Source organism: Corynebacterium sp. H130, from assembly GCF_037572395.1.
Taxonomy (GTDB): domain Bacteria; phylum Actinomycetota; class Actinomycetes; order Mycobacteriales; family Mycobacteriaceae; genus Corynebacterium.
This window is the reverse complement of sequence record NZ_JBBHLA010000002.1, coordinates 292,220-308,174: the sequence shown is the minus strand read 5'-3', so window position 1 is coordinate 308,174 and position 15,955 is coordinate 292,220. Positions and strand designations below refer to the sequence as shown.

Genomic DNA, 15,955 nt, shown 5'->3' with positions numbered 1-15,955 from the left:
CTATGTACGAAAGGAGCGCAACGCATGTACCAACAACACAACTACCTTCCGCCACAGCCAAACTCTTGGCTCATCCCCAATATTTTGCTCACTATCCTCTGCTGCAACTTCTTCGGCATCATCGGCATTTTGTTCAGTGCTTTCTCCCGTAGCTCTTGGACTAGGGGAGATATCCATGGGGCTCGAAATTGGGCTCGCTGGGCGGCTCTTACATTCTGGTTTTTGCTTATCGCCACGATCATCTTCATCGCTGCCACGATAAAGGTGGAGGATGGCGCCGTGAGCTGGGGGTTTGATGTCGGAACCACAAAGGAATTCGAATTTTAGCTTAGATTTCAAAACGATATCAATGTTAGGGAAATCCTGTCTTCGCAATGCCGTGTCGCTGCAATCTTGTTACGGTTGGAAAGACATTTTTCGACATTCTATTCATTAAAGGAAGTGCAGGTTAAAAATGACCACGCCATACAACCCATACGGCAACGACGGCCAGAACGACGGCATCTCCGGTGGCGACAACTCTGCCAACAACAATGGCTACGATCAGGGCAATGCAAACCCTTACGGTGGCGCTTCCTCTTACGACCAGTCCGCTAACTCTGCCTACAACACCGCAGGTGGCTACCCAACCAACGACATGAGCAACCAGCCAGTAGGCCAGCGTCCAGAGAACTACCTCGTGTGGGCAATCCTGGCTACCGTGCTGTGCTGTCTGCCTACCGGTATTGCTTCCATCATCTTCGCTACCCAGGTGAACTCCAAGTGGGATGCTGGCGACTTCGCTGGCGCTGCTGAGTCCTCCAAGAAGGCAAAGCAGTGGGCGATTATTTCCGCAGTCCTCGGCATCGTTGTTACCGTTATCTCCATCGTGGTTCAGGTCATGGCCGGCGGCCTGGCAGCTACTTCTTCTTCCTACTAAGTGAAGTCTGTTAGTAACAATCCCATCGCCCCGATCATGGTCGGGGCTGGTGCAGTATGTGGCTGCATGGCCATCGCTGCGGCGGACCCTGCCACTCCAGGCGGGGTCATTCCCGTTTGTCCCACGAAAGCGCTCCTGGGCATCAACTGCCCGGGGTGTGGTTCGATGCGCATGATTCAGGCGCTCACGCAGCTGCGCTTTGACGACGCGCTTCGCTACAACGCGCTCGGCCTGCTGTTTGTCATCTTGCTCATCTGGGCCTGGATTGCGTGGCTTGGTAAGACGCTGGGGAAACGGATCCCCGACATCCTGCAACATCGGCGCGCTCCGCAGGTCATCTTTGTGCTGGTGGCTATTTGGTTCATTGTTCGACTGTTGCCGTTTGAACCGTTTGCATCCTTGCAGGTGTAGGTGGGGAAGCGGCGTCGAAAAGCGCCTGGCCTGGCGATTTGGAGAATGTGCATGTAACCACTAGGGTTAACCCCTGAAGTTTGAAGCGCTCTTTTGAGTGCCACTCAAGTTTCACCGAAGACCGTCGGTCACCTCTTAGGAGGTCGAAGGAGTTCCGATCCCGGGACCGGCCCACGCAGGAGTAACTAGAGTCCATCCTCACTATGTGAGTTTGTTCCCTGTGCTCTTGCACGGGGTTTTTTGTTTTTGCAGGAAACCTCGGCGGACAACGTACATATACATGAGGAAGGAGGCGAAGTAATGGCAAACGCAAAGAACACCGCTGCTCTGGCAGAGCTGAAGGAGAAGTTCGCAGCTGCTAACTCGATCGTTCTGACCGAGTACCGCGGCCTGACCGTGGCTCAGACCACCGAACTGCGTCGTGCTCTGGGCTCTGATGTCCAGTACTCCGTCGCCAAGAACACCATGATCAAGCTGGCTGCTAAGGAAGCTGGCATTGAAGGTCTTGATGATCTCCTTACCGGTCCTACCGCTGTTGCCTTCATTCAGGGCGAAGCTGTGGACGCTGCTAAGGCACTGAAGAAGTTCGGTGGCGACAACAAGGCATTCGTGGTCAAGGGTGGCTACATGGATGGCAACGCTCTGAGCGCAGCTCAGGTCGACGCTATCGCCGAGCTGGATAACCGCGAGACCACTCTCGCAAAGCTGGCTGGCGCCATGAAGGGCAACTTGGCAAAGGCTGCAGGCCTGTTCAACGCTCCTGCTTCCCAGGTCGCACGCCTCGGCGCTGCGCTCCAGGAAAAGAAGCAAGGCGAATAATTTCCCACCGCCGGGAAAACAAACCATTTACTTCCCTGACTCACCAGAGTCACACAAACGAAAGGACTTGCCATCATGGCTAAGCTCACCAAGGACGAGCTCATTGAAGCTTTCAAGGAAATGACCCTCATCGAGCTCTCTGAGTTCGTTAAGGAATTCGAAGAGGTCTTCGAAGTTACCGCTGCTGCTCCAGTTGCAGTTGCTGCTGCTGGTGCTCCAGCTGCTGGCGCTGCTGCTGCTGAAGAGAAGGACGAGTTCGACGTCGTTCTCGAGGATGCTGGCGCTAAGAAGATCGGCGTTATTAAGGCTGTTCGCGAGATCGTTTCCGGCCTGGGCCTGAAGGAAGCTAAGGAGCTCGTTGAGGGCGCACCTAAGGCTATCCTCGAGGGTGCTAACAAGGACGACGCTGAGGCTGCTAAGGCTAAGCTCGAAGAGGCTGGCGCAAAGGTTACCCTCAAGTAATCTCGCTTTACTCTTTGTGCTGCCCGCTGTTCTGGTTTCCAGACAGCGGGTTTTGTCTTTGTGCTGCCTTTTGACGAGATTGTTTTGACGAGGTTCGCTGGATGCGTGCTTGGGCCTGGGTGGGTGACCTTGAATCCTCGTCCAAACGGCTTCGTCAAAGTCGGATTTGGGTGGGCTGGGTGCCGTTTCATTTGCTTTTGACGAGATTGTTTTGACGAGAATCGCTGGATCCGAACCCGGCCGCCAACCAGTGTCTACGAATCCTCGTCCAAACGACTTCGTCAAAACCGAACCTAAAGCGACCAGACAGCCGCCTCGAGTTCTCATCACACAACGTGGAACCGGTAACATAGCCACCATGCTTCCAAAGTCCCGCATCTTTTCTGCTTTGACCATTGGCCTCGGCGTCATGCTTTTGGCCTGGGGACTTCTTGCACCCTTCTTCCTGCATTTTGATGGGCGCATACCGCTCAACCTCGGCAACACCACCTTCACGCTGTCTGATCCGAAGGCAAAGACCTATATCCATCAGCAGGACAAGGTGGTCACGGTACCAGTCACGCGGCAGTATCACTCCGAGTTCATGGATCCGGTGGATACCAATTCCGTCACCGCGCGCATCGGCGTGACCACGATGCGCGACAGCAACCAGTCTGATTTGGACCGCCTTATCGACGCCACAGTGTGGAGCTATCGCCTGGACCGCTTCACGGGACTGGCGTTAACGGAAGCAACGATGAACGATCAGCCGGCTAGCTCTTCCAAACAGGTGCCGATCGATTCCCTCTGGGTGAAATTCCCGGTTGGTGCGGAGCAAACCACTTACCAGGTCTTTGATGTGACGCTCCGCAAGGCCATCCCTGCCGAATTCCAGGAAGAGCTCACGATCGATGGCCGCACGGTTTACCGCTACCGTCAGAACATTGAGCCGACTAACGTCGCGATGAGCTACGCAGGCCCATTCAATACGAAGAAGTTGGGGGAGGAGACCACCTACCTCTTCCACTCGGGCACGCGCGACTACTTTGTGGACCAGAAGTCCGGCCTCGTGGTCGACGTCCACGAAAAGCTCGATGATTTCTACGGCACCAAGACCGGAGAGAAGAAGGAACAGGCGCTGCTTTTCGACGGCACCATGTCCGAAGAAGCTCGTAGCGAGAAACTTGCGCAGGCCGCGAACATCAATGATGGCTCGACTTTGAAGCTGATCAATTGGATTGCAACCGGGCTTGGTGCCCTGCTGATCGTCGTTGGACTCGCGGGCGTATTTGGATTGTTTGGGCGTAAACAATAGGCGTGTCGGTACTGCAGAGCGCAAAGTTGTGTTAGAGTCCCCGCAACGGCAATCGCTTTACTTCCAGGTGAGATTGATATAGGCTGTTTCGTTGCACTGGAATCTGTAACCAGTTTTTTGAAAGACCTTGGCAATCGGAATGAAAAAACCGATTTGACAAGGTCATTCCGTGCTATTCAGGCCCAGGTCTGATGGTGGAAAACTGGGGAGGATCCTAAAGCAGACCGAATGCTCAAAGTAAGTGACTAATGCTCCGTACCCACTTTTAGGGGTGTTAGTTGCGTGAGGTGCTGGAAGGACGCATCTTGGCAGTCTCCCGCCAGACCAAGTCTATGGCCGAAATCCCTGGAGCTCCGAAGCGATACTCGTTCGCTAAAGTAACGGAGCCAATCGAGGTCCCAGGTCTCCTGGACCTTCAGCTCGAGTCTTTCGCATGGCTGATTGGTACGCCGGAGTGGCGTGCCCGCATGCAGGAAGAAGTCGGCGAAGGCCAGCGCGTGACCAGCGGTCTCGAAGACATCCTGGAGGAATTGTCCCCAATTCAGGACTACTCCGGAAACATGTCTCTGTCCCTGTCTGAGCCTCGCTTCGAAGAGGTTAAGCACTCTATTGACGAGTCCAAGGACAAGGACATCAACTACTCCGCGCCGCTGTACGTCACCGCGGAATTCGTTAACAATGAGACCGGCGAAATCAAGTCGCAGACGGTCTTCATTGGCGACTTCCCAATGATGACGGACAAGGGCACGTTCATCGTCAACGGCACCGAACGTGTCGTTGTTTCTCAGCTGGTGCGTTCCCCAGGTGTGTACTTCGATCAGTCGATCGACAAGTCCACCGAGCGCCCACTGCATGCCGTGAAGGTGATTCCTTCTCGTGGTGCATGGCTGGAATTTGACGTCGATAAGCGCGACACCGTTGGTGTCCGCATCGACCGCAAGCGTCGTCAGCCGGTGACCGTTCTGCTGAAGGCTTTCGGCTGGACCACCGAGCAGATCAAGGAGCGCTTCGGCTTCTCCGAGATCATGATGTCCACCCTCGAGTCCGACGGTGTCGCAAACACCGACGAGGCACTCCTGGAGATCTACCGCAAGCAGCGCCCAGGCGAGCAGCCTACCCGCGACCTTGCACAGTCCCTGCTGGACAACTCCTTCTTCAAGGCGAAGCGTTACGACCTTGCCAAGGTTGGTCGTTACAAGGTCAACCGCAAGCTCGGTCTCGGCGGCGACCACGAGGGCCTGATGACCCTCACCGAAGAGGACATCGCTACCACCATCGAATACCTCGTGCGTCTGCACGCTGGCGAGACCCAGATGACCTCCCCAACCGGCGAGATCATCCCAGTGGAAACCGATGACATTGACCACTTCGGTAACCGTCGTCTGCGCACTGTTGGTGAGCTGATCCAGAACCAGGTTCGTGTTGGCCTGTCCCGCATGGAGCGCGTCGTTCGCGAGCGCATGACCACGCAGGATGCAGAGTCCATCACTCCTACCTCCCTGATCAACGTTCGCCCGGTTTCCGCAGCGATTCGTGAGTTCTTCGGTACTTCCCAGCTGTCCCAGTTCATGGACCAGAACAACTCCCTGTCGGGCCTGACGCACAAGCGTCGTCTGTCCGCACTGGGCCCAGGTGGTCTGTCCCGTGAGCGCGCCGGCATCGAGGTCCGCGACGTTCACCCATCTCACTACGGCCGCATGTGCCCAATTGAGACTCCGGAAGGCCCGAACATTGGTCTGATCGGCTCCCTGGCTTCCTACGCCAAGGTGAATGCTTTCGGCTTCATTGAGACCCCATACCGCAAGGTAGAAAACGGCGTTCTCACTGACCAGATCGCGTACTTGACCGCTGACGAAGAAGATCGCTTCGTCATCGCTCAGGCTTCCATCGACGTCGACGAAAACGGCAAGATCGTGGAAGACCGCGTGGTTGTTCGTCTGAAGAACGGCGACATCGAGGTCGTCGATTCCAAGACCATCGACTACATGGACGTCTCCCCACGCCAGATGGTTTCCGTGGCAACCGCCATGATTCCATTCCTCGAGCACGACGACGCTAACCGTGCACTGATGGGTGCGAACATGCAGCGTCAGGCTGTGCCACTGGTTCGTTCCGAGGCTCCTTACGTGGGCACCGGCATGGAGAAGCGCGCAGCATACGACGCAGGCGACCTCATCATCTCCAAGAAGGCCGGCATCGTCGAGAACATGGACGCCAACTTCATCACCATCATGGGCGATGACGGCATCCGTGACACCTACATGCTCCGTAAGTTCCAGCGCACCAACCAGGGCACTTCTTACAACCAGAAGCCACTGGTCAACATGGGCGACCGTGTTGAGGCTGGACAGGTGCTTGCCGACGGTCCAGGTACCGCTAACGGTGAAATGGCCCTCGGCCGCAACCTGCTCGTGGCATTCATGCCATGGGAAGGCCACAACTACGAGGACGCCATCATCCTCAACCAGCGCCTGGTGGAAGAGGACATCCTGACCTCTATCCACATCGAGGAGCACGAGATCGACGCTCGCGACACCAAGCTTGGTGCCGAAGAGATCACCCGTGAAATCCCGAACGTCTCCGAGGACGTGCTCAAGGACCTCGACGAGCGCGGTATCGTCCGCATCGGTGCAGACGTCCGCGACGGCGACATCCTGGTCGGTAAGGTCACCCCTAAGGGCGAGACCGAGCTCACCCCAGAAGAGCGCCTGCTCCGAGCCATCTTCGGCGAAAAGGCTCGCGAAGTTCGCGACACCTCCATGAAGGTTCCTCACGGCGAAACCGGTAAGGTCATCGGCGTTCGTCGCTTCTCCCGCGAAGAGGACGACGATCTCGCTCCTGGCGTCAACGAGATGATCCGCGTTTACGTGGCACAGAAGCGCAAGATCCAGGACGGCGATAAGCTCGCTGGCCGCCACGGCAACAAGGGTGTCGTTGGCAAGATCCTGCCTCAGGAAGACATGCCATTCATGCCGGACGGCACTCCTGTCGACATCATCCTGAACACCCACGGTGTGCCTCGTCGTATGAACATCGGCCAGGTGCTCGAAGTTCACCTCGGCTGGCTCGCAGCCGCTGGTTGGAAGATCGATCCAGAGGATCCAAAAAACGCTGAACTGCTGAAGACCCTCCCTGAGGAGCTCTACGACGTTCCAGCTGGATCCCTGACCGCAACCCCAGTGTTCGACGGTGCATCCAACGAGGAACTTGCAGGTCTGCTCGGCAACTCCCTGCCTAACCGCGACGGCGACGTCATGGTTGACGAAAACGGTAAGGCACAGCTGTTTGATGGCCGCTCCGGCGAGCCATTCCCATACCCAGTGTCTGTCGGCTACATGTACATCCTGAAGCTGCACCACTTGGTTGACGAGAAGATCCACGCTCGTTCCACCGGCCCTTACTCCATGATTACCCAGCAGCCACTCGGTGGTAAGGCCCAATTCGGTGGCCAGCGCTTCGGTGAAATGGAAGTGTGGGCAATGCAGGCATACGGCGCTGCCTACACCCTGCAGGAGCTGCTGACGATCAAGTCTGACGACGTGGTCGGTCGTGTGAAGGTCTACGAAGCCATCGTCAAGGGCGAGAACATCCCAGACCCAGGTATTCCTGAGTCCTTCAAGGTTCTCCTCAAGGAACTCCAGTCCCTGTGCCTCAACGTGGAGGTTCTCTCCGCAGACGGCACCCCAATGGAACTGGGTACCTCCGACGATGATGAGTTCGATCAGGCTGGCGCGTCCCTGGGCATTAACCTGTCCCGCGACGAGCGCACCGACGACATCGCGTAGCTGGTCTTAGGCGCTTATCGACGGCCATGAGTGGTCACCACCTGTGGCCGTCGATAAGGCGCAAAGGCGAAAACGAACAAGAACTTTTAAAACCCAAGACATAAAGGGAAAGGGAGTTACGTGCTCGACGTCAACTTCTTCGACGAGCTCCGCATTGGACTCGCAACCGCCGACGACATCCGTCGTTGGTCCAAGGGCGAGGTCAAAAAGCCTGAGACCATTAACTACCGTACGCTCAAGCCTGAGAAGGACGGCCTCTTCTGCGAGCGCATCTTCGGTCCAACCCGCGACTGGGAATGCCAGTGTGGCAAGTACAAGCGCGTCCGTTACAAGGGCATCATCTGTGAGCGCTGTGGCGTTGAGGTGACCAAGTCCAAGGTGCGTCGTGAGCGCATGGGCCACATTGAGCTCGCCGCTCCAGTGACCCACATTTGGTACTTCAAGGGCGTGCCATCTCGCCTGGGCTACCTGCTGGACCTTGCTCCAAAGGACCTGGAGCGCATCATTTACTTCGCTGCCAACATCATCACCTCCGTTGATGAAGAGGCACGTCACAACGACCTGTCCACCCTGGAAGCAGAAATGCTCCTGGAGAAGAAGGACGTTGAGGCAGACATGGAGTCTGAGCTCGCCGAGCGCGCTCAGAAGCTGGAAGAGGACCTCGCTGAACTCGAGGCTGCCGGCGCAAAGGCCGACGCCCAGAAGAAGGTTCGCTCCGCTGCCGAAAAGGAAATGCAGCACATCCGTGAGCGCGCAGAGCGCGAGATCGACCGCCTGGAAGAGATCTGGCAGACCTTTGTCAAGCTCGCTCCAAAGCAGATGATCATCGACGAGACCATCTACACCGAGCTCGTCGACCGCTACGAGGATTACTTCACCGGCGGCATGGGTGCTGAGGCTATTCAGGAGCTCATCCGTGGCTTCGACCTGGATAAGGAAGCTGAAGAGCTCCGCGAGATCATCAACAACGGCAAGGGCCAGAAGAAGATGCGTGCCCTCAAGCGCCTGAAGGTTGTTGCAGCCTTCCAGCGCTCCGGCAACGATCCTGCTGGCATGGTCCTGGACTGCATCCCAGTGATCCCACCAGAGCTGCGCCCAATGGTTCAGCTTGACGGTGGTCGCTTCGCAACCTCCGACCTCAACGACCTCTACCGTCGTGTGATCAACCGCAACAATCGTTTGAAGCGCATGATCGACCTGGGTGCACCAGAGATCATCGTGAACAACGAAAAGCGCATGCTGCAGGAATCTGTGGACGCGCTCTTCGACAACGGTCGTCGCGGCCGTCCAGTCACTGGTCCGGGCAACCGCCCTCTGAAGTCCCTGTCTGACTTGCTCAAGGGCAAGCAGGGTCGCTTCCGCCAGAACCTGCTGGGTAAGCGTGTCGACTACTCTGGTCGTTCCGTTATTATCGTTGGTCCTCAGCTGCGCCTCCACGAATGTGGTCTGCCAAAGCTGATGGCTCTCGAGCTGTTCAAGCCATTCGTCATGAAGCGTCTGGTTGAGAACGACTACGCACAGAACATCAAGTCTGCAAAGCGCATGGTTGAGCGCCAGCGTCCAGAGGTGTGGGACGTCCTCGAAGAGGCCATTTCCGAGCACCCAGTGATGCTGAACCGTGCACCTACGCTGCACCGCCTCGGTATCCAGGCCTTCGAGCCAGTGCTCGTTGAAGGTAAGGCAATTCAGCTGCACCCACTGGCCTGTGAAGCATTCAACGCTGACTTCGACGGTGACCAGATGGCAGTCCACCTGCCACTGTCCGCAGAAGCACAGGCTGAAGCTCGCGTGCTGATGCTTGCTTCCAACAACATCCTGTCCCCAGCATCCGGTAAGCCACTGGCTATGCCACGTCTGGACATGGTGACCGGCCTCTACTTCCTGACCCTGGAAAAGAGCCTGGACGAGTTCGGTGGCCAGGGCGCATACCAGCCTGCAACTAAGGATGGCATCGCTCAGGGCGTTTACTCCTCCATGGCAGAAGCCATCATGGCTTACGACCGTGGCGTACTCGGCCTGCAGGCTCCGATCAAGGTGCGTATCTCTCACCTGCGTCCACCTGCAGACATCGAAGCAGAGCAGTTCCCAGAGGGCTGGAACAAGGGCGACACCTGGTTGGCATCGACCACCCTGGGCCGCATCATGTTCAACGAGCTCCTGCCTTGGAACTACCCATACCTTGAGGGCGTCATGGTCCGTAAGGGTGGCGGTTCCGACAAGATCATGCTCGGCGACGTCATTACTGACCTCTCCGCTCGCTACCCAATGATCACGGTCGCTCAGACCATGGACAAGATGAAGGACGCCGGTTTCTACTGGGCAACCCGTTCCGGCGTGACCATCACCATGTCTGACGTGCTCGTTCTCCCGAACAAGGACGAAATGCTCGACCGTTACGAGGCTGAAGCTCGTACCATCGAGACTAAGTTCCAGTTCGGTAAGCTCACCGCCCGCGAGCGTTATGACCGCCTGGTTGAGCTGTGGAAGGACGCAACCGACGAGGTTGGTAAGGCTGTCGAGGAACTGTACCCAGACGACAACCCAATTCCAATGATCGTTAAGTCTGGTGCAGCAGGTAACATGCGTCAGATCTGGACCCTGGCCGGCATGAAGGGCATGGTTGTGAACTCGAAGGGTGACTACATCACCCGACCAATCAAGACCTCCTTCCGTGAAGGCCTGACGGTTCTCGAGTACTTCAACAACTCCCACGGTTCCCGTAAGGGCCTGGCCGACACCGCACTGCGTACCGCAGACTCCGGTTACCTCACCCGTCGTCTCGTCGACGTCGCACAGGACGTCATCGTTCGCGAAGAGGACTGTGGCACCCGTCAGGGCGTCCGCGTCCCAGTCTCCGAGAAGTCCGGCGACAAGTTCGTCCGCCACTCCCTGGTCGAGACCTCCGTGTCCGGCCGTGTGCTGGCTGCCGATGCCGTCGATAAGGCCGGCGAGGTTGTCCTGCCTGCAGGTACCGACCTGGGCGAGCTCGAGATCGACAAGCTGGTCGACGCTGGTGTTGAGCTGATCAAGGTTCGCTCCGTCCTGACCTGCCAGACCCCAACCGGTGTTTGCGCAAAGTGCTACGGCAAGTCCATGGCATCCGGTCACCAGGTCGACATCGGAGAGGCAGTCGGCATCGTCGCTGCACAGTCCATTGGTGAGCCTGGTACCCAGCTGACAATGCGTACGTTCCACCAGGGTGGTGTCGGTGGCGACATTACCGGTGGTCTGCCACGTGTTCAGGAGCTCTTCGAAGCCCGCGTTCCTAAGAACCGCGCGCCGATCGCTTCTGTCGCAGGTAAGGTCCACCTCGAGGACGAGGGCAACTTCTACACCCTGACAATCACCCCGGACGATGGTTCCGACGACGTCATCTACGAGAAGCTGTCCAAGCGTCAGGGCCTGGCCATGGTGAAGGTTCCAATGGAATCCAACCCAGACGCCATGATCGAGCGCACGCTGCGTGAAGGCGACCATGTTGAGGTGGGCGACCGCCTCCTGCGTGGCCCAGCCGATCCACACGACGTGCTCGAGGTCCTCGGCCGACGTGGCGTTGAGCAGCACCTGATTGATGAAGTGCAGGCCGTGTACCGCGCCCAGGGTGTGGCCATCCACGACAAGCACATCGAAATCATCATCCGCCAGATGCTGCGCCGCGGTACCGTCATCGAATCCGGTTCCACCGAATTCCTGCCGGGCACCCTGGTCGATCTCTCCGAAGCAAAGCGCGCCAACGCCCAGGCAATTGCCGACGGCGGCCAGCCAGCCGAGCTGCGTTCCGAGATCATGGGTATCACCAAGGCCTCCCTGGCAACCGAGTCCTGGCTGTCCGCGGCCTCCTTCCAGGAGACCACCCGCGTGCTTACCGACGCTGCCATCAACAAGCGTTCCGATAAGCTGATCGGCCTCAAGGAGAACGTGATCATCGGTAAGCTGATCCCAGCTGGTACCGGTATCTCGCGCTACCGCAACATCTCGGTCAAGCCAACCGAAGCAGCACGAAACGCCGCCTACTCGATCCCAACCTACGGCGATTCGATCTACGGCGACGACGGCTACGGTGAGTTCACCGGCGCCTCCGTGCCTCTCGACGAGACCTTCTAGGCCCTCGGTCTGCTTTAGATAAGTAAAACCCCGCTTCGCACAGACAACCTCCCAGTGGGTGGGAGGGCGCGAAGCGGGGTTTTCAGTATGGAAAAGCGCTAGCGGCGTACGCGCTTGATGGTCACCCCGCCCATCAGTGCTAGTCCAGTCACGCGCAACGTAGGGGAGTTTTCCGGAAGATCATTAAGCACGATGGTCACTTCTCGGTCATCCGTGACCTCAAATCCACCCATGACGGCCACGCCATCGCACCGAATTCGTACGTCTTCAGGCACGATGATGTCGATACCGCCCATAACAGCCCAGGCATGGATCGTGACGTCGCGACCAGCGAAAGTAGCCTTAGTCAGGTCAATGGTGTTGCCACCCATCAAGGTGATCGAGGTGTGGGAAGGAGCGATAGTCCATGCGCCCTTCTTCTCCGATCCTCCCATCAGTGAGAACGAGAATGAGTCACCCGCGGTAGAAGGTGAAATTGTCTGTGCAGACGTCGCGATGTCCGCATCGGGTCGCCTGACAATATCGGAACTGATCACTTTTGCTGGTTCGTGCACAAGGTCATGAAGTGGTGCCAGAAGCTCGTCCCGGTATTTTGCCTGCATAACGGCCTTGGATCGTTCGTCATACTCCGCGAAGTCAAGCTGGCCATTGGTGAGGGCTTGGCTCAGGACCGCAATGACCTGATTGCGTTCGTTATCGGTGGCACGAATCTGGGGTGGGTTCATAAGGCCCATCGTACTGGCGGATTTGGGAATTCGTAGGTCAGTGCGGTAGTGTTCGTTGCAGTCCCACGTTTTCATGGTGGGAGCCTTGCAAACGTCCAGTTCGGTGCGTTGCGATGGAAACTTACGGTAGCGGCCCCGGAAAGAGCCCCTTTTTTCGTTTGTCTACCCAAAGTTTCCAAGGCTGAAACTAACATCGTCAAAATCGAAAGACATTCAATGCCTACTATTCAGCAGCTGGTCCGCAAGGGCCGCCATGATAAGAGCACGAAGGTCGCTACCGCTGCACTGAAGGGTTCCCCTCAGCGTCGTGGTGTGTGCACCCGTGTTTACACCACCACTCCTAAGAAGCCTAACTCTGCACTGCGTAAGGTTGCCCGTGTGCGCCTGACCTCCGGCATCGAGGTTTCCGCTTACATCCCAGGTGAGGGCCACAACCTCCAGGAGCACTCCATGGTGCTCGTTCGTGGCGGTCGTGTGAAGGACCTCCCAGGTGTTCGCTACAAGATCGTGCGTGGCGCACTTGACACCCAGGGTGTTAAGGACCGCAAGCAGGCACGTTCCCGCTACGGCGCAAAGAAGGGATAAGTAAATGCGTAAGGGAAAGGCTCCAGTACGCCCGGTCGTCAAGGACCCGGTATACGGCTCTGAAACTGTTACCCAGCTCGTAAACAAGGTTCTGCTGGACGGCAAGAAGTCCACCGCAGAGCGCATCGTTTACAGCGCACTCGAGGCTTGCCGTGAGAAGACCGGCACCGACCCAGTTCTGACCCTGGAAAAGGCTCTTGGCAACATTAAGCCAGACCTCGAGGTTCGTTCCCGCCGCGTCGGTGGCGCAACCTACCAGGTTCCTGTTGAGGTTCGCCCAGGTCGTGCAACCACCCTCGCTCTCCGTTGGCTCGTGACCTTTACCCGCCAGCGTCGTGAGAACACCATGGTTGAGCGTCTCGCTAACGAGATCCTGGATGCTTCCAACGGTCTCGGTGCTTCCGTGAAGCGTCGCGAAGACACCCACAAGATGGCTGAGGCTAACCGCGCCTTCGCTCACTACCGCTGGTAGTAGCTGCGGTAACAAAGGCCCCGTCGCCGATCCACCCGGCTCCTTCAATAGGGGAGTTGCGGCGACTTCGGTGCGGGGCCTTTTGCCCTTAAGTCCGTTCTTAGGCTGTAAAACTGGCCAAAGAATGGCAGAATTGATCGAGTACCATATTCATCGGCGAATTTGGCCATCGATATGGCGTGTCAGACACAGCCGTCGAGAAGCTTAAATTGGCCACAACGAACGAGTTGGGGAACCACTGTGGCACAAGAAGTGCTTAAGGACCTGAACAAGGTTCGCAATATCGGCATCATGGCTCACATCGATGCTGGTAAGACGACGACCACCGAACGTATCCTTTTCTACACCGGCATCAACCGCAAGGTCGGCGAGACCCACGATGGTGGCGCTACCACCGACTGGATGGAGCAGGAGAAGGAACGCGGCATCACCATTACCTCCGCTGCCGTGACCTGTTTCTGGAACGAAAACCAGATCAACATCATCGACACCCCGGGCCACGTTGACTTCACCGTTGAGGTTGAGCGCTCCCTGCGCGTTCTCGACGGCGCTGTCGCAGTTTTCGACGGCAAGGAAGGCGTTGAGCCTCAGTCCGAGCAGGTGTGGCGTCAGGCTGCTAAGTACGACGTGCCACGTATCTGCTTCGTTAACAAGATGGACAAGCTCGGTGCAGACTTCTTCTTCACCGTTGGCACCATCATCGACCGCCTCGGCGCAAAGCCATTGGTTCTGCAGATCCCAATCGGCGCAGAAGATGACTTCGACGGCGTTGTCGACCTCATCAACATGCAGGCTCTGACCTGGCGCGGCAAGGTTGAGGTTGGTACCCCAGCTACCGTTGAAGAGATTCCAGCTGACCTCGTTGACAAGGCTAACGAGTGGCGCGAGAAGCTCCTCGAGACCGTTGCAGAGTCCGACGAAGAGCTCATGGAGAAGTACTTCGGTGGCGAAGAGCTCACCGTTGAGGAGATCAAGAAGGCCATCCGCAAGATGACCGTCAACTCCGAGGTCTACCCAGTTCTGTGTGGTACCGCATACCGCAACAAGGGCATCCAGCCTCTGCTCGACGCAGTCATCGACTTCCTTCCTAACCCACTGGACATCGGCGAGGTTCACGGCCACGCTGTTGGCGACGAGTCCACCGAGCTCGTTCGTAAGCCTGCTGACGACCAGCCATTCGCTGCTCTTGCGTTCAAGATTGCTGCTCACCCATTCTTCGGCAAGCTGACCTTCGTCCGCGTTTACTCCGGCGTTTGCGAGCCAGGCGCTCAGGTGATGAACTCCACCAAGGGCAAGAAGGAGCGCATCGGTAAGCTGTTCCAGATGCACGCTAACAAGGAAAACCCTGTTGACGCTGCACACGCTGGTAATATCTACGCCTTCATCGGTCTGAAGGACACCACCACCGGTGACACCCTCTGTGATGTCAACGACCAGATCATCCTCGAGTCCATGGACTTCCCGGATCCTGTTATCGAGGTCGCCATCGAGCCTAAGACCAAGGCTGACCAGGAGAAGCTGGGTACCGCTATCCAGAAGCTCGCTGAAGAGGATCCAACCTTCACCGTTAAGCTCGACGAAGAGACCGGCCAGACCGTCATTGGCGGCATGGGCGAACTCCACCTCGACGTTCTTGTTGACCGCATGAAGCGCGAGTTCAAGGTTGAGGCAAACGTCGGTGCACCTCAGGTTGCTTACCGCGAGACCATTCGCAAGGCAGTCGAGAACCTCGACTACACCCACAAGAAGCAGACCGGTGGCTCCGGTCAGTTCGCAAAGGTCATCGTCTCCATCGAGCCTTACGCTCCAGCACCGGAGGAGCTCGAAGAGGGCGAGTCCCCAATCTACAAGTTCGAGAACGCCGTTACCGGTGGTCGTGTTCCAAAGGAATACATCCCATCCGTCGACGCTGGCATCCAGGACGCAATGCAGTACGGCTTCCTCGCTGGCTACCCACTGGTCAACATCAAGGCAACCCTCGTCGATGGTGCATACCACGACGTTGACTCCTCTGAAATGGCCTTCAAGATTGCTGGCGCTCAGGTTCTGAAGGCTGCAGTCGAAAAGGCAAAGCCAGTTCTTCTCGAGCCAATGATGGCCGTTGAGGTCACCACTCCTGAGGAGTACATGGGCGACGTTATCGGCGACATCAACTCCCGTCGTGGCCAGGTCTCCGCAATGGAAGACCGCTCTGGCGCCAAGGTCGTTAAGGCTAAGGTTCCTCTTTCCCAGATGTTCGGCTACATCGGTGACCTGCGTTCCCGCACCGCCGGCCGCGCGAACTTCACCATGATCTTCGACTCCTACGCAGAGGTTCCTGCAAACGTGGCAGCCGAGATCATCGCAGAGCGTAACGGCAGCAAGTAAGCCGTATTTGCG

Annotated in this window: 12 protein-coding genes; 11 read left to right on the top strand and 1 reads right to left on the bottom strand. The window is 57.3% G+C overall.

Annotated features, from left to right (window positions below; all coding sequences use genetic code 11):
* The first annotated feature begins 24 nt into the window (after positions 1–24).
* The 8 genes from WG939_RS05090 to WG939_RS05055 all read left to right on the top strand — a co-directional run bounded on the left by WG939_RS05090 (position 25) and on the right by WG939_RS05055 (position 11,794).
* On the top strand, positions 25–327 hold the full coding sequence (locus WG939_RS05090) for a CD225/dispanin family protein (RefSeq protein WP_339983347.1): 303 nt from the start codon (positions 25–27) through the stop codon (positions 325–327).
* A 127-nt stretch (positions 328–454) separates the two neighbouring features.
* The gene (locus WG939_RS05085) at positions 455–919 is read left to right on the top strand and encodes a CD225/dispanin family protein (protein ID WP_339983346.1); all 465 of its coding nucleotides are present in this window, start codon (positions 455–457) and stop codon (positions 917–919) included.
* A gap of 36 nt (positions 920–955) precedes the next feature.
* A complete protein-coding gene (locus WG939_RS05080; protein ID WP_339983748.1) occupies positions 956–1,330 on the top strand; it encodes a DUF2752 domain-containing protein in 375 nt (124 codons plus the stop codon).
* Between the two features lie 300 nt (positions 1,331–1,630).
* A complete protein-coding gene (rplJ, locus tag WG939_RS05075) occupies positions 1,631–2,149 on the top strand; it encodes a 50S ribosomal protein L10 (protein WP_208768657.1) in 519 nt (172 codons plus the stop codon).
* A 75-nt stretch (positions 2,150–2,224) separates the two neighbouring features.
* Positions 2,225–2,611 (top strand): 50S ribosomal protein L7/L12, encoded by a 387-nt coding sequence (rplL, locus tag WG939_RS05070; protein ID WP_339983341.1) that lies wholly within the window; start codon positions 2,225–2,227, stop codon positions 2,609–2,611.
* Positions 2,612–2,969: 358 nt separating this feature from the next.
* Positions 2,970–3,905 carry a DUF3068 domain-containing protein gene (locus WG939_RS05065; RefSeq protein ID WP_339983339.1) on the top strand — a complete coding sequence of 312 codons (936 nt, stop codon included), beginning with the start codon at positions 2,970–2,972 and terminating at the stop codon, positions 3,903–3,905.
* A 287-nt stretch (positions 3,906–4,192) separates the two neighbouring features.
* The gene (rpoB, locus tag WG939_RS05060; RefSeq protein WP_339983746.1) at positions 4,193–7,690 is read left to right on the top strand and encodes a DNA-directed RNA polymerase subunit beta; all 3,498 of its coding nucleotides are present in this window, start codon (positions 4,193–4,195) and stop codon (positions 7,688–7,690) included.
* Positions 7,691–7,810: 120 nt separating this feature from the next.
* A complete protein-coding gene (locus WG939_RS05055; RefSeq protein ID WP_339983337.1) occupies positions 7,811–11,794 on the top strand; it encodes a DNA-directed RNA polymerase subunit beta' in 3,984 nt (1,327 codons plus the stop codon).
* A gap of 98 nt (positions 11,795–11,892) precedes the next feature.
* On the opposite strand, the gene WG939_RS05050 is transcribed toward WG939_RS05055, so the two are convergent.
* Positions 11,893–12,519, bottom strand: a complete 627-nt coding sequence (locus tag WG939_RS05050) for a DUF1707 SHOCT-like domain-containing protein (RefSeq protein WP_339983335.1) — start codon at positions 12,517–12,519, stop codon at positions 11,893–11,895.
* Positions 12,520–12,735: 216 nt separating this feature from the next.
* Here WG939_RS05050 and rpsL point away from each other — a divergent pair, with 216 nt between their 5' ends.
* The 3 genes from rpsL to fusA all read left to right on the top strand — a co-directional run bounded on the left by rpsL (position 12,736) and on the right by fusA (position 15,943).
* A complete protein-coding gene (gene rpsL, locus WG939_RS05045) occupies positions 12,736–13,104 on the top strand; it encodes a 30S ribosomal protein S12 (RefSeq protein WP_047239507.1) in 369 nt (122 codons plus the stop codon).
* A 4-nt stretch (positions 13,105–13,108) separates the two neighbouring features.
* Positions 13,109–13,576 (top strand): 30S ribosomal protein S7, encoded by a 468-nt coding sequence (rpsG, locus tag WG939_RS05040; RefSeq protein WP_339983332.1) that lies wholly within the window; start codon positions 13,109–13,111, stop codon positions 13,574–13,576.
* Positions 13,577–13,816: 240 nt separating this feature from the next.
* A complete protein-coding gene (fusA, locus tag WG939_RS05035) occupies positions 13,817–15,943 on the top strand; it encodes an elongation factor G (RefSeq protein ID WP_339983330.1) in 2,127 nt (708 codons plus the stop codon).
* The last annotated feature ends 12 nt before the right edge of the window (positions 15,944–15,955 follow it).

Excerpts from the sequence above, each read along its gene's own strand:
- WG939_RS05090 (WP_339983347.1), top strand. The coding sequence starts at position 25 with ATGTACCAACAACACAACTACCTTCCGCCACAGCCAAACTCTTGGCTC.
- WG939_RS05085 (WP_339983346.1), top strand. The coding sequence starts at position 455 with ATGACCACGCCATACAACCCATACGGCAACGACGGCCAGAACGACGGC.
- WG939_RS05080 (WP_339983748.1), top strand. The coding sequence starts at position 956 with ATGGTCGGGGCTGGTGCAGTATGTGGCTGCATGGCCATCGCTGCGGCG.
- rplJ (WP_208768657.1), top strand. The coding sequence starts at position 1,631 with ATGGCAAACGCAAAGAACACCGCTGCTCTGGCAGAGCTGAAGGAGAAG.
- rplL (WP_339983341.1), top strand. The coding sequence starts at position 2,225 with ATGGCTAAGCTCACCAAGGACGAGCTCATTGAAGCTTTCAAGGAAATG.
- WG939_RS05065 (WP_339983339.1), top strand. The coding sequence starts at position 2,970 with ATGCTTCCAAAGTCCCGCATCTTTTCTGCTTTGACCATTGGCCTCGGC.
- WG939_RS05050 (WP_339983335.1), bottom strand. The coding sequence starts at position 12,519 with ATGAACCCACCCCAGATTCGTGCCACCGATAACGAACGCAATCAGGTC.
- rpsL (WP_047239507.1), top strand. The coding sequence starts at position 12,736 with ATGCCTACTATTCAGCAGCTGGTCCGCAAGGGCCGCCATGATAAGAGC.
- rpsG (WP_339983332.1), top strand. The coding sequence starts at position 13,109 with ATGCGTAAGGGAAAGGCTCCAGTACGCCCGGTCGTCAAGGACCCGGTA.